At 61.1% G+C, this 24338-nt stretch carries 18 protein-coding genes and 2 pseudogenes; 13 read left to right on the forward strand and 7 right to left on the reverse strand.

The features are described from left to right. Positions 1–199: 199 nt before the first annotated feature. Positions 200–1087 (reverse strand): LysR family transcriptional regulator, encoded by an 888-nt coding sequence (locus tag AEQ63_RS02530; protein WP_064361680.1) that lies wholly within the window; start codon positions 1085–1087, stop codon positions 200–202. A 106-nt stretch (positions 1088–1193) separates the two neighbouring features. Between AEQ63_RS02530 and AEQ63_RS02535 the strand changes: the two genes are divergently transcribed. From AEQ63_RS02535 to AEQ63_RS02575, 9 genes are all read left to right on the forward strand, one after another. Next, on the forward strand, positions 1194–2546 hold the full coding sequence (locus AEQ63_RS02535; RefSeq protein WP_064361681.1) for an MFS transporter: 1353 nt from the start codon (positions 1194–1196) through the stop codon (positions 2544–2546). Then, positions 2543–2953 carry a DUF4440 domain-containing protein gene (locus AEQ63_RS02540; protein WP_064361664.1) on the forward strand — a complete coding sequence of 137 codons (411 nt, stop codon included), beginning with the start codon at positions 2543–2545 and terminating at the stop codon, positions 2951–2953. The genes AEQ63_RS02535 and AEQ63_RS02540 overlap by 4 nt, the downstream gene beginning before the upstream one ends. 272 nt (positions 2954–3225) lie before the next feature. Next, entirely contained in the window at positions 3226–4140 is a 915-nt protein-coding gene (locus AEQ63_RS02545) for a glutamate/aspartate ABC transporter substrate-binding protein (RefSeq protein ID WP_042607378.1), read from the forward strand. Between the two features lie 200 nt (positions 4141–4340). After that, the gene (locus tag AEQ63_RS02550) at positions 4341–5087 is read left to right on the forward strand and encodes an amino acid ABC transporter permease (protein ID WP_042607379.1); all 747 of its coding nucleotides are present in this window, start codon (positions 4341–4343) and stop codon (positions 5085–5087) included. Next, the gene (locus AEQ63_RS02555; RefSeq protein ID WP_016773391.1) at positions 5087–5758 is read left to right on the forward strand and encodes an amino acid ABC transporter permease; all 672 of its coding nucleotides are present in this window, start codon (positions 5087–5089) and stop codon (positions 5756–5758) included. The genes AEQ63_RS02550 and AEQ63_RS02555 overlap by 1 nt, the downstream gene beginning before the upstream one ends. Continuing rightward, entirely contained in the window at positions 5755–6489 is a 735-nt protein-coding gene (locus AEQ63_RS02560; protein WP_016773390.1) for an amino acid ABC transporter ATP-binding protein, read from the forward strand. Before AEQ63_RS02555 ends, AEQ63_RS02560 begins: the two co-directional genes overlap by 4 nt. Before the next feature lie 220 nt (positions 6490–6709). After that, positions 6710–8611, forward strand: a complete 1902-nt coding sequence (locus AEQ63_RS02565; protein WP_064361665.1) for a sensor histidine kinase — start codon at positions 6710–6712, stop codon at positions 8609–8611. Further along, positions 8608–9933: a sigma-54-dependent transcriptional regulator gene (locus AEQ63_RS02570; protein WP_024014166.1), complete on the forward strand. Its 1326-nt coding sequence runs from the start codon at positions 8608–8610 to the stop codon at positions 9931–9933. The genes AEQ63_RS02565 and AEQ63_RS02570 overlap by 4 nt, the downstream gene beginning before the upstream one ends. Positions 9934–9941: 8 nt before the next feature. Next, positions 9942–10271 (forward strand): GlpM family protein, encoded by a 330-nt coding sequence (locus AEQ63_RS02575; RefSeq protein ID WP_172667875.1) that lies wholly within the window; start codon positions 9942–9944, stop codon positions 10269–10271. A gap of 229 nt (positions 10272–10500) precedes the next feature. On the opposite strand, the gene AEQ63_RS02580 is transcribed toward AEQ63_RS02575, so the two are convergent. Continuing rightward, positions 10501–11535, reverse strand: coding sequence for an alpha/beta fold hydrolase (locus AEQ63_RS02580; protein ID WP_064361682.1), 1035 nt, complete (start codon positions 11533–11535; stop codon positions 10501–10503). Between the two features lie 215 nt (positions 11536–11750). On the opposite strand from AEQ63_RS02580, the gene AEQ63_RS02585 reads away from it, so the two are divergent. Continuing rightward, positions 11751–17300 (forward strand): dermonecrotic toxin domain-containing protein, encoded by a 5550-nt coding sequence (locus tag AEQ63_RS02585; RefSeq protein WP_064361666.1) that lies wholly within the window; start codon positions 11751–11753, stop codon positions 17298–17300. 151 nt (positions 17301–17451) lie between these two features. Next, positions 17452–18369, forward strand: coding sequence for a transcriptional regulator MetR (gene metR / locus AEQ63_RS02590; protein ID WP_042607384.1), 918 nt, complete (start codon positions 17452–17454; stop codon positions 18367–18369). Between the two features lie 129 nt (positions 18370–18498). On the opposite strand, the gene AEQ63_RS02595 is transcribed toward metR, so the two are convergent. The 4 genes and pseudogenes from AEQ63_RS02595 to AEQ63_RS27635 form a co-directional block, all read right to left on the reverse strand. Beyond that, complete coding sequence (locus tag AEQ63_RS02595) at positions 18499–18996, reverse strand: GNAT family N-acetyltransferase (RefSeq protein WP_064361667.1); 498 nt, start codon at positions 18994–18996, stop codon at positions 18499–18501. 1 nt (position 18997) lies between these two features. Beyond that, entirely contained in the window at positions 18998–19636 is a 639-nt protein-coding gene (locus AEQ63_RS02600; RefSeq protein ID WP_042607386.1) for a LysE family translocator, read from the reverse strand. 23 nt (positions 19637–19659) lie between these two features. Further along, entirely contained in the window at positions 19660–20070 is a 411-nt protein-coding gene (locus AEQ63_RS02605) for an NUDIX hydrolase (protein WP_064361668.1), read from the reverse strand. 67 nt (positions 20071–20137) lie between these two features. Beyond that, a pseudogene (locus AEQ63_RS27635) lies at positions 20138–20284 on the reverse strand (amino acid permease); the annotation flags it as partial. 87 nt (positions 20285–20371) lie between these two features. Here AEQ63_RS27635 and AEQ63_RS27025 point away from each other — a divergent pair. Both AEQ63_RS27025 and AEQ63_RS02610 read left to right on the forward strand, forming a co-directional pair. After that, positions 20372–20548, forward strand: a pseudogene (locus tag AEQ63_RS27025) (response regulator transcription factor); the annotation flags it as partial. 172 nt (positions 20549–20720) lie between these two features. Beyond that, a complete protein-coding gene (locus AEQ63_RS02610; RefSeq protein ID WP_064361669.1) occupies positions 20721–22340 on the forward strand; it encodes an FMN-binding glutamate synthase family protein in 1620 nt (539 codons plus the stop codon). 78 nt (positions 22341–22418) lie between these two features. Here AEQ63_RS02610 and AEQ63_RS02615 read toward each other — a convergent pair whose 3' ends face one another. Then, positions 22419–23840, reverse strand: coding sequence for an amino acid permease (locus tag AEQ63_RS02615; protein ID WP_042607390.1), 1422 nt, complete (start codon positions 23838–23840; stop codon positions 22419–22421). Positions 23841–24338 lie beyond the last annotated feature (498 nt).

Genomic DNA, 24338 nt, shown 5'->3' on the forward strand with positions numbered 1-24338 from the left:
TGGTGGTCCCCGCAAGATCCAGCCCCCCCCCTCACCCCAGCCCTCTCCCCCCAAGGGGGGCGAGGGGGAACGGGAGCAGATCTTCATGCTTTTCATGACCTGAGTTCGGCTCGACATTTCAGGTCGGCGAAGCTCGCAAGAACAACTCGGTCAGTCCCCTCTCCCTCCGGGAGAGGGTTAGGGTGAGGGGCTTTTGATTTCAGCGCCCCAGATGTGCCACTAGAAAATCGATAAACACCCGCGATTTCTGCGGCAGATGCGGCATATCAGGAAACACCAGGCTGATCGGCTGTGACGGCAGCGAGTATTCCGGCAACACGCGCAGCAGATGCCCGCAGGCCATATCGTCTTCAACCATCCACACAGGCAACACCGATACCCCTAGCGACGACAAGGTCATCGAACGAATCGCCGTCGAGGAATTTGACTGGAATTGACGCGTGCCATTGACCTCGACCCCCTCCCCCACACCATCGCGTAAAACCCACTGCGTCGGCGCCAGCAAATTGCTGTTGGCGATCCACGGTGCGGCATTGAGATCCTGAGGCGTTTTTACCGGATGGCGGGCCAGAAACCCTTCAGTCGCCACCAGCACAATTTCATACTCCGCCAGTTTCCGGCTCTTGAATGCCGAGTCTGCCAGGTTGCCCAGGCGAACCACCAGATCCAGCCGTTCGGCGAGCAGATCGTTGAGCGAAGAGTTGAAGTCGTAGCACAGGCGGATGTCCGGATAGCGCTCGGCGAATAACGGAATCAGCGGCAGGATGAATCGCTCGCCGTATTCACTGGTGGAACTGATCCGCAACGTGCCCGAAACGCGGTTTGTGCCGTGCATCACCCTGTCGAAGGCAGTGTCGATATCGGCAACGATGGTTTTGAATTCGTTGTAAAAGCTTTGCCCGGCCTCGGTCAGAGACACAGCACGACTGTTGCGCATCAACAGCGTTGTAGACAACGCCGCCTCCAGCGCCTTGATGTGCAGGCTGACCATGGCCCGGCTGAGGTTGAGATGGCTGGCAGCCTTGGTGAACGAACCCAGTTCGGCGATCGCCAGAAACGTCTGTACCCGGTTCAAGTGCGTATGCAGGGCGCCCTGCGTCACGGTTCAATCCCTTCAAACATTGTGTTCAGCCCCAGTGCATCGACGGCCGGAGTCTATCGCCCCTATGCTTGACGACAAAGGGGAAAACACCATGAGTTACCGCTATAAAGTCGCGTGGGTTTTCCTGCTCGGCTTCTTTATCGACTGCATCAACATCTTCATGTCGGCGGTGGCGCTGCCCAGTCTGTCGGCAACACTGCACGTCAACAGCTCAGCGGTGGCATGGGTTGGCAATGCTTACATTCTCGGCCTGACGCTGATCGTTCCGGTGAGCACCTGGCTGGCCGCACGCTGGGGCAGCCGCGAAATCCTGACGGCCTCGATGTTGCTGTTTGCAGCAGCGGTATGGCTGTGCGGCCAGGCCGACAGCTTCGAGGAACTGGTGATCTGGCGCTTCATCCAGGGCATCGGCGGCGGCCTGCTGATTCCGGTCGGGCAAGCGCTGGCGTTCAATCTTTTCCAGGGTGAGCAACGGGCGAGAATATCCACGCTGGTGATGGCCGTCGCACTGCTCGCACCAGCGATTTCGCCCACCGTGGGCGGCGTCATTGTCGACATCAGTTCCTGGCGCTGGGTGTTCTACAGCAACATTCCGTTTTCGCTGCTTGCCGCCGGGTTGTCCTGGTTGTGGATCAGGGAAAGCCGCCCCGCCAGACTTCAACGCCCGGATATCAAAGGCCTGTTGCTGGTCAGCGCGGCGCTCGCCAGTCTGCTGATGGGGATGTCGCTGTACGGCGGCGACTATCCGCCATGGGCAGCGCTGGGTTTTGTCATGGCGGGGCTGATATTCATCGCGCTGTATCTGCTGCACTACCGCCGCTGCAACAACCCGATCATCGACTTGAGCCTGCTCAGAAGCAGAAAACTCAGCACGTCGATTTTCATCTATTACGCGATTCCGGGCGTGTTCACCGGGGTCAACCTGATGAGCATTTTCTACCTGCAGAGCACCCTGCACTTCAGCGCCCGGCTGACGGGAATGTTCATGCTCCTCTACGCCATCGGTGCGTTCATTGCGATGACGATTGGCGGCCGGGTCTACAACCGGGTTGGCGCCAGGCGCCTGTTTACCCTCGGCATGCTGTTGCACAGTGCCGGCATTGCCACGCTGGTGCTGGTCAGTGCGCCAGGTGATCTGTGGATCATCGTGATCGCTTACAGCCTGATGGGCATCGGTGGCGGCATAGGTGCCAATACCGCGCAGACCACCTCCATGATGGACTTCGCCGACGGCGATATGCACAAGGCCAGTGTCATCTGGAACATCAATCGCCAGATGTCTTTCAGCCTCGGCGCCGCACTGTTTCTGATGATCTTCAACGTGCTGCTCCAGCGGCTCGACACCACGCCGGCCTATCACCTGACGTTCGCGATTGCAGCGCTGATCGGGCTTTTCCCGCTGCTGCAGATGCATCAACTCTCCCCTGCAAAGGAACGCCCATGACAAACGATCCCATCGAACAGGCCGAACACAGTATTCACCACGTCCACGAGCTGATCCTTCGGGTGTTCACCGATGCCGACGGCATGGGCGCCGCCAGCATCGAGCCGTTGATGCAGGCATTTGCCGAAGATTTCAGCATGCTCGGTATCTCGGCGATTCCGTTGGACCGCTGCGAAGTGGAGCAACTGTTCAGGGGAGCCGTGGGCGCCAGAAAGGGACTCGATATCGAGATCAGTGATTTGCACACGCTATGGCAGCAGGACGACAGGCTGGCCGTGAGCTACGTAGAAACCCATCGTCTGGACGGCGTTGAACACTCGCGGGCGTCGGTGGCGATCCTGAGCGCGCAGCCAGCCGGGGTGAAGTGGCTGTATTTGCATGAAACACCACTGAGCCGGGAAGCCTGAGCCCGCGAGTTACAAGTATTCGGTTTTCCGAACGCGACTCCTCAGTCGGTTCGGTTAACCGGATCAGCGCCCCATCAAATTGCCGCCACAAAAGTTTAATAACGTTATAAAACAAGGCATTAACCAATGGTGCCTGCTCTGGCACGAGTCATGCTCTACACTCTCTCGACGAATGCCTGTTGTGCCAACACTTCAGGAGCCGTCAGGCATTCGAAGCACAAAAAGGGCCGACAAACTGGCTCCATAAAAAAAACAAAGTCGAGGAAAATTTGATGCGCATCGTTCCCCATATCCTGGGCGCAGCCATTGCTGCCGCTCTGATCAGCACGCCAGTTTTCGCCGCCGAGCTCACCGGCACCCTGAAGAAGATCAAAGAGTCCGGTGTCATCACCCTTGGCCACCGTGACGCCTCCATCCCGTTCTCCTACATCGCTGATGCGTCCGGCAAGCCGGTCGGCTACTCGCACGATATCCAGCTGGCCATCGTCGAAGCGATCAAGAAAGACCTCGACCTGCCGAACCTGCAAGTCAAATACAACCTCGTCACCTCGCAGACCCGTATCCCGCTGGTGCAGAACGGCACCGTGGACGTCGAGTGCGGTTCGACCACCAACAACGTCGAGCGTCAGCAGCAGGTCGACTTCTCCGTCGGCATCTTCGAAATCGGTACCCGTCTTCTGTCCAAGAAAGACTCCAAGTACAAGGATTTCGACGATCTGAAAGGCAAGAACGTCGTGACCACCGCCGGCACCACCTCCGAGCGCATCCTCAAGGCGATGAACGCCGACAAGCAGATGGGCATGAACGTCATCTCCGCCAAAGACCACGGCGAATCCTTCCAGATGCTGGAATCGGGCCGTGCCGTTGCGTTCATGATGGACGACGCCCTGCTCGCCGGCGAAGCGGCCAAGGCCAAGAAAGCCACCGATTGGGAAGTGACCGGCACGCCACAGTCGTACGAAATCTACGGCTGCATGGTGCGCAAGGGTGATGCGCCGTTCAAAAAGGCTGTGGATGACGCGATCGTCGCCACCTACAAATCGGGCGAGATCAACAAGATCTACGACAAGTGGTTCATGGCGCCAATCCCGCCAAAAGGTCTGAACCTGAACTTCCCGATGAGCGACGAGCTCAAGGCGCTGATCGCCACTCCGACCGACAAAGCGGCTGACGACAAAAAGTCCTGATTTTCTGACTAACCTTATCCCCTGAGGAGGCGCCTGCCTTTTCAGGGGATGGTCACTCCCTGCTGGCATTTTTCTGGAAACACTCGAACCGGTGGCTGTCGAGCCGATCGCGTGTGCCCGGTCTTTGAAAAAAGACTGGGGAGGGAACGGAGTTCCCCAGGCGGGCACTTGTACATCGATCGAATCGAGGGGAGACCCTAATGAATTACAACTGGGACTGGGGCGTGTTCTTCAAGTCCACCGGCGTGGGCAGCGAGACCTATCTCGACTGGTTCATCTCCGGTCTGGGCTGGACCATCGCCATCGCCGTCGTGGCGTGGATCATCGCCCTGCTGCTCGGCTCGCTGCTGGGCATCATGCGCACCGTGCCGAACCGCATCGTATCCGGCATTGCGACCTGCTACGTCGAGCTGTTCCGTAACGTGCCGCTGCTGGTGCAGCTGTTCATCTGGTACTTCCTGGTACCCGATCTGCTGCCGGCGGATCTGCAGGAGTGGTACAAGCAGGACCTCAACCCGACCACTTCGGCCTACCTGAGCGTGGTCGTCTGCCTGGGTCTGTTCACCGCCGCCCGTGTCTGCGAGCAAGTGCGCACCGGTATCCAGGCGTTGCCTCGTGGCCAGGAATCCGCCGCCCGCGCGATGGGTTTCAAACTGCCGCAGATCTACTGGAACGTGCTGCTGCCCCAGGCCTACCGGATCATCATTCCGCCGCTCACCTCGGAATTCCTCAACGTGTTCAAGAACTCCTCCGTGGCGTCCCTGATCGGTTTGATGGAATTGCTGGCGCAGACCAAACAGACCGCCGAGTTCTCGGCCAACCTGTTCGAAGCGTTCACTTTGGCGACGCTGATCTATTTCACCCTCAACATGAGCCTGATGCTGCTGATGCGCCTGGTCGAGAAGAAAGTCGCGGTGCCCGGCCTGATCTCCGTGGGGGGTAAATAATGGAATTCGATTTCAGTGGCATCGTCCCGGCCATTCCCGGTTTGTGGAACGGTATGGTGATGACCCTCAAGCTGATGGCCATGGGCGTGATCGGCGGGATGATTCTCGGCACGATCCTCGCGCTGTGCCGTCTGTCGCACAACAAGTTGCTGTCGAGCATCGCTGGCGCCTACGTCAACTATTTCCGCTCGATTCCGCTGCTGCTGGTGATCACCTGGTTCTACCTGGCGGTGCCGTTCGTGCTGCGCTGGATCACTGGCGAAGACACGCCGATCGGTGCGTTCACCTCCTGCGTCGTGGCATTCATGATGTTCGAAGCGGCGTACTTCTGCGAAATCGTCCGTGCCGGTGTGCAGTCGATTTCCAAGGGCCAGATGGGTGCTGCACAAGCACTGGGCATGAACTACGGACAGATGATGCGCCTGATCATCCTGCCGCAGGCGTTCCGCAAGATGACCCCGCTGTTGCTGCAGCAGAGCATCATCCTGTTCCAGGACACCTCGCTGGTCTACACCGTGGGCCTGGTGGATTTCCTCAACGCCTCGCGCGCCAGCGGCGACATCATCGGCCGCTCCAATGAGTTCCTGATTTTCGCCGGTCTCGTGTACTTCATCATCAGCTTCGCCGCCTCGCGGCTGGTCAAGCGTCTGCAGAAAAGGTTCGCCGTATGATCTCTATCAAAAACATCAACAAGTGGTATGGGGACTTCCAGGTGCTGACTGATTGCAGCACCGAGGTCAAGAAAGGCGAAGTGATCGTGGTCTGCGGCCCGTCGGGTTCCGGCAAATCGACGCTGATCAAGTGCGTTAACGCCCTGGAGCCGTTCCAGAAAGGTGACGTGGTGGTTGACGGCACGTCGATTGCCGACCCAAAGACCAACCTGCCGAAACTGCGTTCGCGGGTCGGCATGGTGTTCCAGCATTTCGAACTGTTCCCGCACCTGACCATCACCGAAAACCTGACCATCGCGCAGATCAAGGTGCTTGGCCGCAGCAAGGAAGAGGCGACCAAAAAAGGCCTGCAACTGCTTGAGCGCGTCGGCCTGTCGGCGCACGCCCACAAGCATCCGGGGCAACTGTCCGGTGGTCAGCAACAGCGTGTGGCGATTGCCCGTGCGCTGGCGATGGACCCGATCGTCATGCTATTCGACGAACCGACCTCGGCGCTCGACCCGGAAATGGTCAACGAAGTGCTCGACGTGATGGTGCAACTGGCCCACGAAGGCATGACCATGATGTGCGTGACCCACGAAATGGGCTTCGCCCGTAAAGTCGCCGATCGGGTGATCTTCATGGACCAGGGCAAGATCATCGAAGACTGCCCGAAAGAGGAATTCTTCGGCGACATCAGTGCCCGTTCCGAACGCGCGCAGCACTTCCTCGAGAAAATCCTGCAGCACTAACAGCACCACCGATCTGCCCTTTGTGGCGAGGGAGCTTGCTCCCGCTGGGTCGCGCTGCGGCCGCAAAACCTGCAAATTGCGTTGTATCCGACACAACGCATTCGCAGCGTTTACGACTGCTTCGCAGCCGAGCGGGAGCAAGCTCCCTCGCCACAGGTTCCAGGCTCGACCAAACCAGTGCGTCGTCCGCGGCAGCGCTGGTTGACCCAAGGCATCTGTGATGAAATGCGACCCCACTCTTTATCGCGCTGCAGAGCCATCACTTGCCGTGAAGCCCCGTCTGATCCGTCATCTGTTCCTGCCGCCGCTGATCATCGCCCTGATGGTCGGACTGGGGTTCATCGGCTTCTGGACCAGTGAACACTTCGGCATCCGCAGCCTCGGCGAGAACGGCCAGCGCCAGCTGGAACTGCATGCCCGTGCGGTCGAAAGTGAAATCAGCAAATACACCTACCTGCCCAGCCTGCTGGAACTCGAAACCAGCGTCCCGCAGTTGCTGGCCGACCCGACCCCGGAGCACCGGCAGACGGTCAATGATTACCTCGAAGGCCTGAACCGCCGTAGCCGTAGCCGCGCCATCTACGTGATGGACACCACCGGCCGGGTCATGGCCACCAGCAACTGGCGCGATGTCGACAGTTACCTGGGCGAAGACCTGTCCTTTCGCGCCTATTTCAAGGACGCCGTGCGCGGCCAGCCCGGGCGTTTCTACGGCATTGGCAGCACCAATGGCGAGCCCGGCTATTACCTGGCTCACGGCCTCGAAGAGCACGGCAAGATCATCGGCGTAGCGGTGGTCAAAGTGCGTCTGGAAGCCATGGAAGAACGCTGGCAACGGGCGCGTCTGGAAGCGTTCGTCAGCGACGAGAACGGCATCATCATTCTCTCCAGTGACCCGGCCAGGCGGCTGAAATCGGTGATCCCGCTGAGCGACGAGGTCAAGGAAAAACTCGCCCGCAGCCTGCAGTACTACTGGTTCCCGCTCAACGAACTGCAACCGTTGGCCCGCGAGACGCTGGCCGAAGGCGTGGAGAAACTGACCTTCCCGGCCAACAGCGAATTGCAGCCCGACGAGGACGACATCAGCTATCTGGCGCAAACCCGACTGCTGAGCGATACGCCGTGGAACTTCACCCTGCTCACGCCGTTGCAGGACCTGCGCCGCGAAGCGATCAATCAAGGGATTCTGGTGGCGGTGGCGTTTGCCCTGTTCGCCTTCCTGTTGACCGCCTGGAACGAGCGGCGCAAAGCCCCCGCCCCCCGCCTCGCCGCCCGCGAAGCCCTGCAGGAAGCCAACAGCCAACTGGAGCGGCGGATTACCGAACGCACCGCCGACTTGCGCGCCAGCAACGAACGGCTGAAGAGTCAGATCCGCGAGCGTCGCCAGGCCGAAGAGACCTTGCGCCGCGCCCAGGATGAACTGGTGCAGGCCGGCAAACTCGCCGCCATCGGGCAGATGTCGACCAGCATCGCCCATGAATTGAACCAGCCGCTGGCAGCCATGCGCACGCTGTCGGGCAACACCGTGCGCTTTCTCGAGCGCGGCCAGCTCGACGTCGCCAGCACCAATCTCAAGACCATCAATGATTTGATCGACCGCATGGGCCGGATCACCGCCAGCCTGCGCTCGTTTGCCCGGCGTGGAGACAACAAGGGCCAGGCCAGTCTCGGCAAAGCCGTGGATGCCGCGTTGCAAGTGCTGGGCGCGCGCGTGGAAAACACCGCGCTGCAGATTCACCGGCAGTTTGCCGAGGTGCAGTTGCTGATCGATCAGACCCGCCTCGAACAGATCCTCGTCAACCTGATCGGCAACGCCCTCGACGCCATGCACGCGCAACCGCAGCCGCAATTGTGGCTGGAGGGTGAAGAGTTCAACGGCAAGTATCGCCTGCGGGTGCGCGACAACGGCCATGGCATCGACGCCGAAGCGCGCAAGCATCTGTTCGAACCGTTCTTCACCACCAAACCCGGCGAGCAAGGCCTGGGACTGGGCCTGACCCTGTCCGCCAGCCTCGCCGCTGCCACCGGCGGGCATCTGGGTGTCGAACACCCGGCCGGCGGTGGCACCACCTTCGTCCTCAGTTTACCGTTGGTAAGCCCTCTTTCTGCCGAGCCAATATGAACCCCGAACTCAGTGTGCTGATTGTCGAAGACGACCCCCATGTGCTGCTCGGCTGCCAACAGGCGCTGACCCTCGAAGACATCCCGTGCATCGGCGTGGGCAGTGCCGAAGAAGCGCTGGCGCAGGTCGGCGACAACTTTGCCGGCATCGTTATCAGCGACATCCGCCTGCCGGGCATCGATGGCCTGGAACTGCTCACCCGTCTCAAGCAACGTGACCGCAGCCTGCCGGTGGTGCTGATCACCGGCCACGGCGACATCTCCATGGCCGTCGGCGCCATGCAGAAAGGCGCCTATGATTTCATGGAAAAACCGTTCTCCCCGGAGCGTCTGGTGGACGTCGCGCGGCGGGCGCTGGAGCAACGCAGCCTCGCCCGTGAAGTGTCATCGCTGCGTCGGCAACTGGCTGAACGCGATTCACTGGAAGGGCGGATTATCGGTCGCTCGCCGGCAATGCAGAACCTGCGCGAACTGATCGCCAACGTGGCCGACACCTCGGCCAACGTCTTGATCGAAGGCGAGACCGGCACCGGCAAGGAACTGGTCGCCCGCTGCCTGCACGATTTCAGTCGGCGCCACAGCAAACAGTTCGTCGCGCTGAACTGCGGCGGTCTGCCGGAAAACCTTTTTGAAAGCGAGATCTTCGGCCACGAAGCCAACGCCTTCACCGGCGCCGGCAAACGCCGCATCGGCAAGATCGAACACGCCGACGGCGGCACGCTGTTCCTCGATGAAGTGGAAAGCATGCCGCTGCCGTTGCAGATCAAACTGCTGCGCGTATTGCAGGAACGCACCCTCGAACGCCTCGGTTCGAACCAGAGCGTGGCGGTGGATTGCCGAGTGATTGCGGCGACCAAATCCGACCTTGATGAGTCGAGCAAGGCCGGCGAATTTCGCAGCGACTTGTACTACCGCCTCAACGTCGTGACCCTGGAATTGCCGCCGTTGCGCGAACGCCGCGAAGACATCCTGCAACTGTTCGAACACTTCACCCAGCAGTCGGCGCTGCGCTTTGATCGCGCGCTGCCGGAGCTGGACAACCAGACCCTGTCGAACCTGATGAGCCACGACTGGCCGGGTAACGTGCGCGAATTGCGCAACGTCGCCGAACGTTTCGCCCTCGGCCTGCCGGCCTTCAAGAAATCCGGGGCCAGCGCCGGCCAGGGCCTGGCGTTTGCCGAAGCGGTGGAAGCCTTCGAGCGCAACTTGTTGGTCGACGCCTTGCAACGCAGCGGCGGCAATCTGACCCAGGCCAGCCAGGAACTGGGCATGGCCAAGACCACGCTGTTCGACAAAGTCAAAAAGTACGGGTTGAGCCACTGATGGATCTGATTCTGAAAGCAGCGATCGGCGCCGCAGTGGTGCTGATCCTCGCGGCACTGTCGAAGACCAGAAACTACTACATCGCCGGCCTGGTACCGCTGTTTCCGACCTTTGCCCTGATTGCGCATTACATCGTCGGCAAGGGCCGCTCGGTCGACGACCTGAAGACCACGATCGTGTTTGGCATGTGGTCGATCATTCCGTACTTCATCTATCTGGCGACGTTGTACGTGATGGTCGACCGGATGCGGCTTGAAGCATCGCTGGCCGTGGCGGCGGTGGCGTGGTTGATGGCGGCGACGGTGCTGGTGACGGTCTGGGTGCGGCTGCACAGTTAAGATCAAAGGCTGCCCTCACCCCAGCCCTCTCCCGGAGGGAGAGGGAGCCGACCGCAGGGTGCTTCAAATTACATCGACCTGAGAAACCGAGTCGATTACGGATGCGTAACTTGAACGCGTTTTCATAATCGACCCGCTCATTCAGGTCGGCGGATAGCGCAAGACACCTCCGTAAGTCCCCTCTCCCTCCAGGAGAGGGTCAGGGTGAGGGGCTCTTGATCTTCAGCAGCTAAAGCAGATTCCCCTTCGCCACCGGCTCAACCTGCGCCCAATGCGAAGTGTCCTCACGATGCGCCTGCAGATACGGCAGCACCGCCGCCAGCAACGGCTCCTTGAACGCCTCCTGAAACCGATGCGCCAATCCCGGAATCAGCCTCAGTTGACTGCCCTGAATGTGCGCCGCCAGATGCACCCCGTGCATCACCGGCAGCAGCGGATCCGCTGTGCCATGCACCACCAGGGTCGGCACGCGCAACTGATTGAGCAAGGCGACACGGCTAGGCTCGGCAAGGATCGCCATGATCTGCCGCTTCACGCCCTCGGGGTTGAACGCACGATCATAGGACGCCGCCGCCTGCTGCAACAGCGCCTGCCGATCATCGCTGACTGCCGGACTGCCCAACGCGGCCAGCAAATCCGCCTGCTGTTCCAGCGCCACTTGACGATTGGGCGCACCGCGCCGCGAGAGCAATTGCACCAGCGCCGCACTCGGAGCAGGCAGGCCTTCGGCACCGGAAGTGGTCATGATCAGCGTCAGGCTTTCCACCCGCTGCGGCGCCATCGCCGCCATGTGCTGGGCAATCATCCCGCCCATGCTCGCGCCGAGTACGTGGAATTGCTCGACCTGCAGCGCGGTCATCAAACCCAGCGCATCGTCGGCCATGTCGGTCAGGCTGTACGGCGCCGAAATCGGCAAGCCGAGCTTGTAGCGCAGCACTTCGAACGTCAGGTTGGCCTGCGCCGGTGCCTGACGCCAGGTCGACAGGCCGGCGTCGCGGTTGTCATAACGAATCACCCTAAAACCCTGCTGACACAGGGCGACTACCACCTCATCCGGCCAATGGATCAACTGCCCACCCAGACCCATGACCAGCAGCAATGCCGGATCCGAAGCACGACCGATGCTTTGATAGGCAAGGCTGACTTGCGGCAGATCAACGTGCTCGGTCGGCACGTTCACATCACAGCGCCCTGCTGCAAACGAGCCGGCCCCGAACAAAAGCGCGGCCAACGCGGCCGCGACTGAAAAAAATCTCTTCAACATGAAAAAACACCAAAACGCAGCACCCCAGTAGAGCGCGAGTCTGATGAAGTTCGTGCGAGCGCGCTGCCACACTTCCATGACAGTTTGATGAAGAGTGCCGAGCGGTCATCCAGCCGCGGCAGACAATATCCCTGTACCGCCATGCTCCTGAGCAAACGCTTTTGAATGACCCGCACAGGAGCGGATGCCCCGCTCCCCCTTGCGAGTCATCCACCATGCTCGAACCCCTCACACTCGATTTGCCGCCGTCTGCGCCTGAGTCGTTCGCGACGTCCCTGGCGCTGCCTGAAACCATCGACGAAAGTCTGTTGTTACGGGCCAATCAACGCTGGCGCGACAGCAGCAATGGCTTGCGCGAACTGTTTGCGAAAAGTCCCGCCCTGCGCGACACGATCAACGCGTCGCTGCGACAACAGCTGCAACTGGATGGCGAAAAAACCGGATTCGGCTTCATTGCCACCCAAACGCAGCCGGAGCATTTCGTCAGCCTTACCGACGCCTGCGCTTTTGTCGTTCAACATCCGGCGCCAGATACCTCGCTCGACCAGCGCTGCCACGTTATCGGTCTGCCGCCTGATCACCCGCTGTACGCACTGAACCCGTCGCAACTGCTGGAAAAGCTCAAGCTGCTCGACCCGCAGTCCGCCCACGCCACACGCTGGGTCGGGTTCTGGGATGCCCGTGCGCCTGGCACCCCGGTGTCGCGGCGCACGCGTGCTATCGAACTGTACCGAACGCATTTCGAAGCGTGCGCTGACGCTGCGTACGCCAGTAAAACCATCAGCACCGAACAGCTCGACCTGCTGCAGCACATCGTTGATGCCGGCTCCTACCCGGTGACGTTCAAAGGTCAGCCGGTTCACCTGGAAAAACCGGCTCTGGTGCTGAGCAACCACAGCAAAGTCAAACTCCCGGGGGCTTGGGTGATCAGCCTGGGAGACCGCGCCACGGCCCGGGCTCTGCTCTACCTGCCCTGCCGCCCCGCGTGCATCCAGGCATTCGACAATCGAGCGGATCTGCAAACGTGGCTGGCCGCTCAGGTGCAGATTCCCACCGGCCTGCCGCGCGAGATCCAGCGCTTCGATTACAGCGCCGCGACCGACCCGATGATCACCGGTGCCAGCGATCTGTTCGCCGACCGCCAGCATGCGCAGATCAACGCGTTGCGCAACAGCAACCGGGGCAACCCCGGGTTGCGCGACCACGGTGCGCAAGCGCTGGCGCATGTCGATCTCATCGACCATCAGCGGGGCACAGCGATCATCGTTGCAGCGCCCGCGCCAGCCAAGGCGTCCGTCGCGCCGGATACCCTCGCGAGCGACGCTCCTCCGTTGTTTGGCAGCCTGTCCGCTGGCATTCCGCTGGCCGTCAGGCATGCCGCGCTCAAGCGCGAGCGCGATGCGCTCGAACAGCTGCAGACCGATGACCGCGACGGTTCGCGCTTTGAACAATGCCTGGACGCACTGAAAGCACTGGAAATTGCCGAGCAAGCCTGCGAGAACGCCTGCACCTCATTGCTCGACGACTCCCCCATCTCCGACCCGACATTCACTGCGATTTATCAGGCTCACAAGGATGGCTTGCATGCCGAGGCGAAGCTGCAAGCGATCCTCGGGCAGATCGACAGCGCCGAACACGACCTGCTCAAAGCCGTGCTGGACAACCCTGTGGCCAGCGCACGCGATGCCGAGTGGGTCGCGGCCAGCCTGACCCTGTCACTGAGCGAAACCCGCGACGCAGTCACTACGCAGCAGCGCGAGACGCTCAACGGCGTATTTGTCCTCACGCGGCAAGCTGCGCTGACGGACAGCGGGTCCGAGGCGAGTCTGCTGCTTTACTGCCCGGGCAGCGGCGGTGGCCTGCAGCGCTTTCGCGATCGCCGGGCATTGGCGCTCGAATTGTTCAAGCTTGACGAGCAGGACAGCGAATCGGCCTTGCAGCTCGACGCCATTGCCTCTGATCCGCTGCGTCATTGTCTCAGCGCGCTGATTGCCGATTGCGAAACACGGGCCGCCGGGCTGCGCGACCAGACCGGGCACGCCGATGCACTGGAAATTCTCCGTCAGGAGTGCACGGCCGCCGTGCAAGTCCCGGTCAGCGCCGCCAGAAGCCTGATGTTCGCGCATGTGCAAGAGCAGGAGCGCAGCGGTGTGCTGGCCACTCATCTGCCGGACTGGCTGGTGCGTCTGCAGGAAAACGAGCGGATCGCGCTCAAACAGCACATCAAGGCGTACATCGAGGCGATGCGCAAAAGCCATGCGCTGATGACCCGGGCACTGGAACCGCGCGACGACTTCACCCGCAAACACCTGTACGCACGCCTGCGCAAGGACTTCGCCACCGAGGGCTATTTTTCCGTGCAGGTCGAATTGCCCGATTCCACCCGAACCGAAACGGTGGTGGAAGCCAGCCCCGCCGGCCCGCGGCGTAAAACCGTGATCGTGCCCGGCGCTACGCACAGCGTGATGTCACTCGAAGACCTCGCTCAACTGAATATCGACAACGTTCACTCAGTGCTCAATGACTCGCTGTCGCAGCGCCTGATTTTCATGCGCCTGACCGTCAATGCCGCGCGCCAACGGGATCGCAACCGTCTGCTCAACGGCATCAACCTGAGCTATCTGCGTAAAGTCCTGCCGGAGCTGGACCTGCCCAAGGCCTATGAGCGCAGGATCCACGAGGCCTTCCATGGCGCGCCCGGTGAAGCGCTGTTCGTCAGTCAGCATCGGCGTGAAAGCCTGATCGAACCCTGGCGCCTGCTGCTGAAGATTCAGAGTGATAACGCGCGTGCACAAAAACATCTGAACCGCGATGAAGCCGAGGTGGTGAACATTGCGATCGACGCCAACACCACAGACGCCTGGCTCGCCAAGGGCAAGCGCATCGTGCTGCTGCCGGTCGCGCTTGCAGCCGGCGGCAAGGATACGCCGCGCGAAGGCCCGGTGACCTTGTCCGGCGTGACCTTCATTGAAGAACAGATCAGCGGCATGACTCTGCTGTATCTGCCGGACAGCCCGGATCAGCAATTTTTCCGTCGCTACGACAGTCTCGAGTCAGCGCGCAAAGGGCTGTTCACGTTGTGCGCAAATGACCGCTGGATCGAATACCTGGCGGGTAAGGCCTTGCACGGCGATGTCCGCGCGCATACCCGCCGCATCGGTCAGGCCGTGGAAAAAAACTTCGATGCGATTATCGACGTCGGCACGCGCTGGCCGGCGAGGACTTCTCTGGCCGCGCACCTGCTCGACGCGCACATGGGGCGTTTGCTCGAAGCTCATCGCGGCAGTTCGCGCTCCAATGATGAGCTGTTTTTCGAGCGCTACGCACTCAAGGGGCCACGCGCGTTCAATTACATAAAAATGGCGCTGGGCATGGTGCCCTTCGTCGGCACCGTGGTGGCGCTGTATGACGCCTGGAATGCAGCCAATCAGGCCGTGGCGGCGTTTTTGCGCGGCGAGGTCGCGGATGGCCTGGCCGCCATCGAGGCGATGTTTCTCTCGTTGATCGACGCATTCATGGATCTGCTTCCGGGCGAGGCGGTGGCCTCGACGCTCTCGCGCACCACTCGCGCGCTGACACGTGCGCGCCAGGTGCATACGCTGCTGGGCAACGTTGCGGCTCTGCATGGCAAAACCCAGCGGCAGGCCCGGCACGTGCTGGCCCGCTTCCAGGATTACGACTACGAACAACCGCTGTCGCTGGCCGGAATCGAACCCGCCCGTCATGGCCTCTACCGTGGCATTTACCGACATGCGGACGGGGATTTTATCGAACGGCAGGGGCGCATCTACCAGGTGGAGCTCGACACGGACTCGCGCAACTGGCGCCTGTTCGGCAATTCGCGCAAGTCTTACAAACAACCGATCGCGCTGGATGAAAGCGGCCAGTGGGATACCTGGTACGGCGTCTACGGGATCGCCAGCGCGGGTGGCCTGCGGGGCGGCGGCAACGTCGCCGGACATCTGGCCGATACGCTGGACCCTTACTGGCCACCGGTGATTCGCCAGCGCTTGCCACGCTGGTGGGCAGAGCGCACGTTTCGCCGCCACCAGCAGCTGGAACTGGAGACTGAACGCCTGGCCAATCTCATCGATAGCAAGGTCGAGGCGCACAAGAAGGCGATCCTGGCTTTCCAGCACGCCAGCCCCGCCAACCAGCGCGCCCTGCTGCCGGCCGCCGAAGCGGCATGCCTGGAAGATATCCGCCTGTGCGTTCAACGCTATCAGGCGCTGGAGGAGTTGAAGCCGCTCACCAGTGGCAATAAACAAGGGGCCGTCAACCGCGTGCAAAGCTCCCTCGCCGTTCGCCTGACCTCGCGATATGCCATGCGCGCCGGCCAGGTCTCGGCCGGCACCGTCATGGTGCTGGAGGACGTCCGGCGCTTGAGCGGCATGCTCAGCGCTTTGCCGCCGGGCACACGTTCGCAGCGACTGGCGTTGCGTGCCCGGATTCGGGATCTGCAGATCGACTACGTAAACAAATTCGAGGAGCTGGAAAACCTGCGGCTTCAGCTCAATCAGTGGTACGAGCGCATCACCTTGCGATCCGACAGGGTCGGGCGGATCGACAGTGTGAACCTGATCAATCGTCAGCACAGCGATGCCCGCCTGCTCTTTCACAAAACCTATATGCGCCTGGACCTGGTGAAGAATTACAGCTACGACAATGACGTTTCCTGGATGTACTTTCGCGAGCGCACAGACGAACTCTGGAAGGAGGTCAGAGAGGCCGTGACCACCCAGTACGACCTGCCCAACCTTCAAGCCACTGCACAACATCGCAGCCAGATGCTTGAGCGATGCCTGGATGTCTACACGCGCTTCCGACGGCAAATGACCATCTGGATGACGGACTATCCAGAGCATCTTCATCAGGACGCCATCGAACCGCTGCTCGACGGCCTGGAGCAGATGGCCGGCCGTGCCCGCCGTGGCGTAATCGAACCAGCGGCGCCGAGAACGCCCGGACAGCCTGCCCAGCGCGTCTTTACCACTGCGGACGGCAACCTGCTGTATGGCACGGAACGATTCGACACGCGGTCGCAGCGTCGGACTTATGAACGCCGGCTCAGAGATGGCGAAGTGCAGATCTGGGAGCAAGGCGCCGATGGCCGCTCGCGCCAGGTCGGTCCGGCTCAGGCCCCACCACCTGCGACGCCTTCAGTAAGCCTCGCCGGTCTGGTCAGTGATGCCCGGCAGCGTCTGGACAGAATCCCTGCCTACCGGGCCGTAGTGCAGAGCAATGCCGACCGGGGCATGCAGCCGATCGATTTGCAACACATGATGGACACCCAGGCCGGTGAGCTGAACACCCGTGCCGACCGTATCGCCGCCCGATCCGCGCACCATCCGCTCATCCAGCGCCTGCGTGATCAAGCCGCCGAACTGATCGTTGCCGGGCGCGCCCTGCGCACCGAACGCACTCTGACCATCCAGAAGCCCACCGACGGCATGCTTGACGACCTGATCGGTCAGGGCGCGGTGGAAATCCGCAGAACGCAACCGATCAGATTGCTCGGCAGGCATGCCGGTCACCCGGACTATATGCAGGAGTACGAGATCTGGAACCTGACGAGCCAACCCCCGCAGTTGCTGTGGTACGCGCACTTTCACTACCGCAACGCGACGCCGGTGTTCAACCGCTTCGAAACCGCGCATTTGAAATTGCCGCAGCATCGCTTCCAGACCCATGCCGATGATCCGACGCTGCCCTATTCGAAAATCGGCAGACAGTCGGTTGTGCTCGGGCATTTCGAGCGGATCTGACTAAAGCGCCCGGTCTTGCTCACAGCCTGCCACGCTGTGAGCAAGGTCGAATCGCCCAGCCCCGAAAGCAGCGGAGTCGACAACAGACTGACCATGAGACAAACTCAACCAATCCTCGCTGATCACAAGTTTTGTTCATGGAGCCCCGCCGGTGCTTGAAATCCGTCACTTGAAAACCCTGCATGCCCTGCGTGAAGCCGACAGTCTGGTCGACGCCGCTGACCGCCTGCATCTGACACAGTCAGCCCTGTCGCATCAATTCAAAGAACTGGAAGAACGCATGGGCATGCCATTGTTCGTGCGCAAGACCAAACCGGTGCGTTTCACCAGCGCCGGTCTGCGCCTGCTGCAGCTGGCAGACGCCACCCTGCCGCTGCTGCGCGCCGCCGAGCGCGATATCGGTCGTCTGGCCGGTGGCACTGCCGGACGTCTGCACATGGCTATCGAATGCCATAGCTGCTTCCAGTGGCTGATGCCGACCATCGACCAGTTCCGCGATGCCTGGCCGGAAGTCGAGCTGGACCTGGCTTCAGGTTTCGCTTTTGCACCATTGCCGGCACTCGCCCGAGGCGATCTGGATCTGGTGGTGACGTCCGATCCGCTGGAGCTCGCCGGCATCACTTACGTGCCGCTGTTCACTTACGAGGCCATGCTCGCCGTGGCCAATCAGCACGCGTTGGCGAGCAAGCCGTATATCGTTCCTGAAGACCTGCTGACTGAAACGCTGATCACCTACCCGGTGGAACGCGATCGTCTGGACATCTTCACCCGTTTCCTCGAACCGGCCGACATTGAACCGGCGCAGGTGCGTACTTCCGAGCTGACCGTGATGATGATGCAGTTGGTCGCCAGCGGCCGGGGCGTCTGCGGGATGCCGCACTGGGCGCTGCATGAATACAGCTCACGCGGGTATGTGAAGGGCAAGCGCTTGGGGGAGAAAGGTCTGTTCGCGACGCTGTATGCAGCGATTCGCACCGACATGCTCGATGCGCCGTACATGCGCGATTTCCTGCTGACCGCCAAGGACACCTCGTTCTCGACCCTGGATGGCGTCAGCGCCGTACGTTGAAAACCAAATCAAGAGATCCCCCTGTGGGAGCGAGCCTGCTCGCGAAAGCGGTGGATGATTCAGCGATGATGTCGGCTGGACGGACGCCTTCGCGAGCAGGCTCGCTCCCACAAGGATTGGCGTGGTGGGTCAGACTTCACGCCACATGTGGATCTTGTCGAAATAGTCTTCGCCCACGCGCACCGCCAGTGGTTCAAGCCCGTACTGAATGAAGCCGCAGCGCTGATACAACTGAAAAGCCGCGTCGTTGCCGGCAGTGACAGTGAGCTGGACAAGCTTCAGCGCCGGATGCTGTTGCGCTTCGGCCAAAGCCGCCTGGACCAGCTCAAAGCCCAGGCCCCGCCGACGAAAATCCGCCGAGACATACATGCCGAACAGCGTGGCCTTGTGTCGCGCCTTCTCGCGCGGTTCGAAGGCCAGGCCGACAATCCCGGCCAACGTCCCGGCATCGAATGCCCCCAACACCACATCGAGCTTGCTGGTCAGGCGTGCCTCCCACCAGCTCATCGGCATCACCGCGCGTTCGCGCACGCTGGAGGTGAACGCCTGCGGATGCCGGTCGTAGGCTTCGAGCATCAGCGCGCGGTACGCCAGGGCATGGCTGGCATCCAGCCGTTCGATCCACACTTCAGGCGGTCCGCCGCTGTTCCAGCATCAACCGCACCGCGAGGCCGCCGAGCACCAGGCCCATGAAATAGCGCTGCACCGCCAGCCAGGTCGGGTTGCGCACGAACCACGAGGCGATGCCTGCAGCGAAGAGCGCGATCAATAGGTTGACGCTGAAACTGACGCTGATCTGGGTCAGACCGAGGAGGATGCTTTGGGTGAAAACGGAGCCATGTTCAGGGCTGATGAATTGCGGAAACACCGACAGATAGAAAACCGCGATTTTCGGGTTCAGCGCACTGGTGAGAAAGCCCATGGTGATCAGTTTGCGCGACGAATCCGGCGGCAATTGCCGGGCTTCGAACGGCGAACGTGCGCCGGGTTTCAGCGCTTGCCAAGCCAGCCACAACAGGTACAGCGCGCCGGCCCATTTCAGCACTTCATAGGCCATCGGCACGGCGAGAAACACCGCCGTCAAGCCGGCCGCCGCCGCGAACATATGCACGAAGAAGCCGCCGACCACACCGAGCAGCGACGTCACGCCGGCGCGGCGGCCCTGACAGATCGAACGCGAGATCAGGTAGATCATGTTCGGCCCCGGCGTCAGCACCATCAGCAGAGCGGCAGCGGCAAAGATCAGCAAGTCTGGCAGCGGGATCATGGCAACGTCCTTTGCGGGAATGATCAGGCGAGTGCAGTCAGTGAACGGCGATAAAACGGCAGGATGTGCTCGCGTGTCAATGGCGCCAGTTCGAGCGCCGGATCAGTGGCCGGATCGACCCAGATGACTTCCTCGATTTCCGCCGCCGGGCACACGTCAGTATCGATGGTCAGTTGAAAGATTTCCGCGTGCACGATGAAGCCTGGCTCGTTGGCGGCGGGGGCGGAAAACCGGCTCAGATAGATTGCCTGCGCCGGGTCGATCTGTAGGCCCAGTTCTTCTTCCAGCTCCCGCGCGAGAGCGTGAACCGGCAGCTCATGGGCTTCGATCTTGCCGCCCGGCTGCATGAACGCCGTAGTACCGCGTTTGCGCACCAGCAGGGTCTGGCCGTGAGCGTTGAGCAACAGGGCAGCGGCGATATGAATGGTCGACATGAAGGAATCCCTTGGTGCAAAGGCGCCAAGGATCCCATGCCCGTCAGCGGTAAGCCAAGCGCAAGACTCAGGTCGCTTCCTGGAAGTCCAGTTCCGGTGGCTGACGACGGAAACCGCCGGTGAGCACGGCGAGACAGACCACGCCGATCGCCAGCCAGCTCAGCCCCAGCCAGACCGCCAGATGATCGAGGCTGACCATCAACCAAACCACAGCGGCGTATTCGCATCACCCCCAATGTAGTGCACGCACAGCGCAACGAAGGCGATGAGCACAAGGAATTGCCAGGGCGCGGGCGGTTTCCGGGAACTGGATGTCGGGCGTTTGATGCTCAGCGGTTGCTCCAGCAAAGAAATCGCCCGTAAGCTGGAAATCTTCGTGGAAACCGTGAAAGTCCATAAGAAACACATGTACAGCAAGCTGGGGATCAAATCCCAGTCAGAGCTGTTTTCGATTTTTCTTCAGGCACAAAACGCCTGATCGTTTGGTGAAGTTGCTTTTTGTAGGAGTGAGCCTGCTCGCGATGGCGTCGGGTCAGTCAAATCATTTGTAGCTGATATACCGCTATCGCGAGCAGGCTCACTCCTACAGGGGAATGTGTTTATCCCTGAATCTTCGCTGATTATTCCGAGTCCGAACCCAAGGAAACCGTATGAGCCTGTCACTCCTGAGCCGCTACGCCTTCTTTGCCGTCTGTGTGATTTTCACTCTCGCCAGCCTGCCTTTCCTCGACCATGACTGGCTGTGGCCGATCACCGCTGTCACTGGCGTGCTCAGCCTGCTCGGGATCTTCGACCTGCTGCAGACGCGCCACGCGGTGCGCCGCAACTATCCGATTCTGGGCAATATCCGTTATCTGGTCGAAGGCATCCGCCCGGAGATTCGCCAGTACCTGCTCGAGTCCGACAGCGACGCCCTGCCCTTCTCCCGCGCCCAGCGTTCGCTGGTGTACTCGCGAGCGAAAAACGAGACCGCCGACAAACCGTTCGGTACCTTGATCGACGTCTATCAGTCCGGCTTCGAATTCATCGGCCATTCGATGCGTCCGGCGCCGTTGAGCGATCCGAACGGTTTCCGCGTCACTGTCGGCGGCCCGCAATGCACGCAGCCGTACTCGGCGTCGATCTTCAATATTTCAGCGATGAGCTTCGGCTCGCTCAGTGCCAACGCCATCCGCGCGCTGAACCAGGGTGCGAAACTCGGCAACTTCGCCCACGACACCGGTGAAGGCAGCATCAGCCCGTATCACCGCGAGCACGGCGGCGACCTGACGTGGGAACTGGGCAGCGGCTACTTCGGCTGCCGCACCAGCGACGGCCGTTTCGACCCGGAGCGCTTCGCCGTGCAGGCACAGAACCCGCAGGTGCGCATGATCGAAATCAAGATGAGCCAAGGTGCCAAACCCGGCCACGGCGGCATCCTGCCCAAACACAAGGTCACCCGGGAAATCGCCGAAACCCGCGGCATCCTGATGGGCGAAGACTGCGTTTCGCCCTCGCGCCACAGTGCGTTTTCCACACCGATTGAAATGATGCTGTTCATCCAGCAGCTGCGTGAACTGTCCGGCGGCAAACCGGTGGGCTTCAAGTTCTGTCTCGGCCATCCGTGGGAATTCATGGGCATTGCCAAAGCCATGCTGGAAACCGGCATCCTTCCCGATTTCATCGTCGTCGATGGCAAGGAAGGCGGCACTGGCGCAGCCCCTGTCGAGTTCACCGACCACATCGGCGTGCCGATGCGCGAAGGTCTGCTGTTCGTGCACAACACGCTGGTCGGCCTGAACCTGCGCGACAAGATCAAACTCGGCGCCAGCGGCAAGATCGTCAGCGCCTTCGACATCGCCAGCGTGCTGGCCATCGGCGCCGACTGGGCGAACTCCGCGCGCGGTTTCATGTTTGCCATCGGCTGTATCCAGTCGCAAAGCTGCCACACCAACAAATGCCCGACCGGCGTCGCCACCCAGGACGCCCTGCGCCAACGCGCTCTGGTGGTGCCGGACAAGGCCCAGCGCGTCTACAACTTCCACCGCAGCACGCTCAAAGCGCTGGCGGAAATGCTCGCGGCGGCCGGGCTCGAGCATCCGTCGCAACTGTCGGCCAAGCACCTGGTGCGGCGCATGTCGGCGACCGAGATCAAGTTGTTCTCGCAGTTGCACGTGTTCCTGAAACCGGGGGAATTGCTCACCGGTGAAGTGAATGGCGAGTTTTACTCGCGGATGTGGCAGATGGCGCGGGCGGACAGTTTTGAGCCGCTGGACGTAGTGGCCGCGTAGCGCTGGCGATCGACTCGCGCCCACCACAAAAAAAGCCCCGATCCTGTGACCGGGGCTTTGTTTTTTCAGCGACTGGACTTACGAAACCGAACGCACCGTGTCTTGGGACACCTGGGTCGGCTGCAACTTGAACACGTAGAACAACACCGTCAGCAGTACCAGAAACGCAGGCCCTACATACAGCGCCACGCGGGTATCCGGGAAGTACGCCATCAGGCCGACCACCAGCACCAGAAACGCCAGGGCGAAGTACGAGCTGACCGGGTACAGCCACATCTTGTACTTGAGCCCGGCACGTTCGCTGGCGCTCAGGCCTTTGCGGAATTTCAGTTGCGCCAGCAGGATCATCACCCAGGTCCAGATCGCGCCGAAGGTTGCGATCGAGGTGACCCAGACGAAGACTTTTTCCGGCACCAGATAGTTGAGCATTACACCCAGCAGCAACACCGCGATCGATAGCAGCAGCGCACGACGCGGCACGCCGTTGTTCGAGGTCTTGGCGAAACCGGCCGGGGCTTGGCCATTCTGCGCCAGGCTGTAGAGCATGCGCCCGGTGCTGAAGATGCCGCCGTTGCACGACGACAGCGCCGCAGTAATCACCACGAAGTTGATGATGCCGGCGGCGGTCTTGATGCCCAAACGCTCGAAGGTCATCACGAACGGGCTGCCCTGGGTGCCGATTTCATTCCACGGGTAGATCGACAGGATCACGAACAGCGCGCCGACGTAGAACAGCAGAATCCGCCAGAACACCGAGCCGATCGCGTCTGGAATGGTCTTTTGCGGATTCTTCGCTTCACCGGCGGTCAGGCCGATCATCTCGACGCCGAGGTAGGCGAACATGACCATTTGCAGGGACATCAGCACACCGGTGACGCCGTTGGGCATGAAGCCGCCGTGCGCCCACAGGTTGGAAATCCCCAGCGCCACTCCGTCATTGCCGAAACCGAAGGCAATGATGCCGACGCCGCCGATCACCATGGCGATGATGGTGACGATCTTGATCAGGGCGAACCAGAACTCGAATTCGCCGAAGGCTTTGACCGCGATCAGGTTGATCGAGCCCATGCTGATCAGCGCCGCCAGGGCCCAGATCCAGCGCGGCACATCCGGGAACCAGATGCCCATGTACACCGCCACGGCGGTGATTTCCGCGACGCAGGTCACCAGCCACAGAAACCAGTAGTTCCAGCCCGTGAGGAAGCCTGCCAGCGGACCGAGGTAGTCCTGCGCATAGCGGCTGAACGAACCGGCCACCGGGTTATGCACGGCCATTTCGCCGAGGGCGCGCATGATCACCAGAATCGCCAGACCGCCGAGAATGTAAGACAGCATGATCGCCGGGCCAGCCATTTCGATGGCCTTGGCCGAACCGAGAAACAGGCCGACGCCGATACAGGCGCCGAGCGCCATCAGGCGGATATGCCGTTCGCCGAGTTCGCGTTTGAGCGGACCGCCCTGGGCGGTATTGCCGTGAGGCAGAGGATTGCCGACTGGCATAGGGGTACAACCTCGTCTTGTTATTGGATATGACCGCCGGGTTTCGAAGCGTCGGCCGGTAGGCCTTGGCTGGGCAGGAAACCGCGTCGGCTTCATGGGCAGACGCATCAGCGGGCGTGCAGTATAAAAAGCTCCGGGCAGGATTTTTCACTCTATAAGTCACAACATTCAGCGACAACTCTCGGCAAAAGCCCGGTTTGCGGAGAGGGTTTACCTACGTCATGTAGGAATTTTCGCCGCCAAAAAAGGCGCCGAGTATTGCACAGTCATGGTGCAGCGTCATGTTGCCCGCATGGGTTGCACCGTTCGCATGGGGAGGGGACTTGTCGAATCGCCGCGCCTTGCCGCTTGGTGGCGTAGCAGTCGGAAACCTGACTGGCTGCAGCAGTTGGGACTGCTGCGCAGTCCAGCGGGAGCAAGCTCCCTCGACACAGGGGATCGGGTTGCTTTGCCTTCCCGGAACTTGCCCGCGCGTTAGGAGAATCGTCTGACAGGCTT

The organism is Pseudomonas sp. RIT-PI-o (assembly GCF_001297215.1).
Lineage (GTDB): Bacteria > Pseudomonadota > Gammaproteobacteria > Pseudomonadales > Pseudomonadaceae > Aquipseudomonas > Aquipseudomonas moraviensis_A.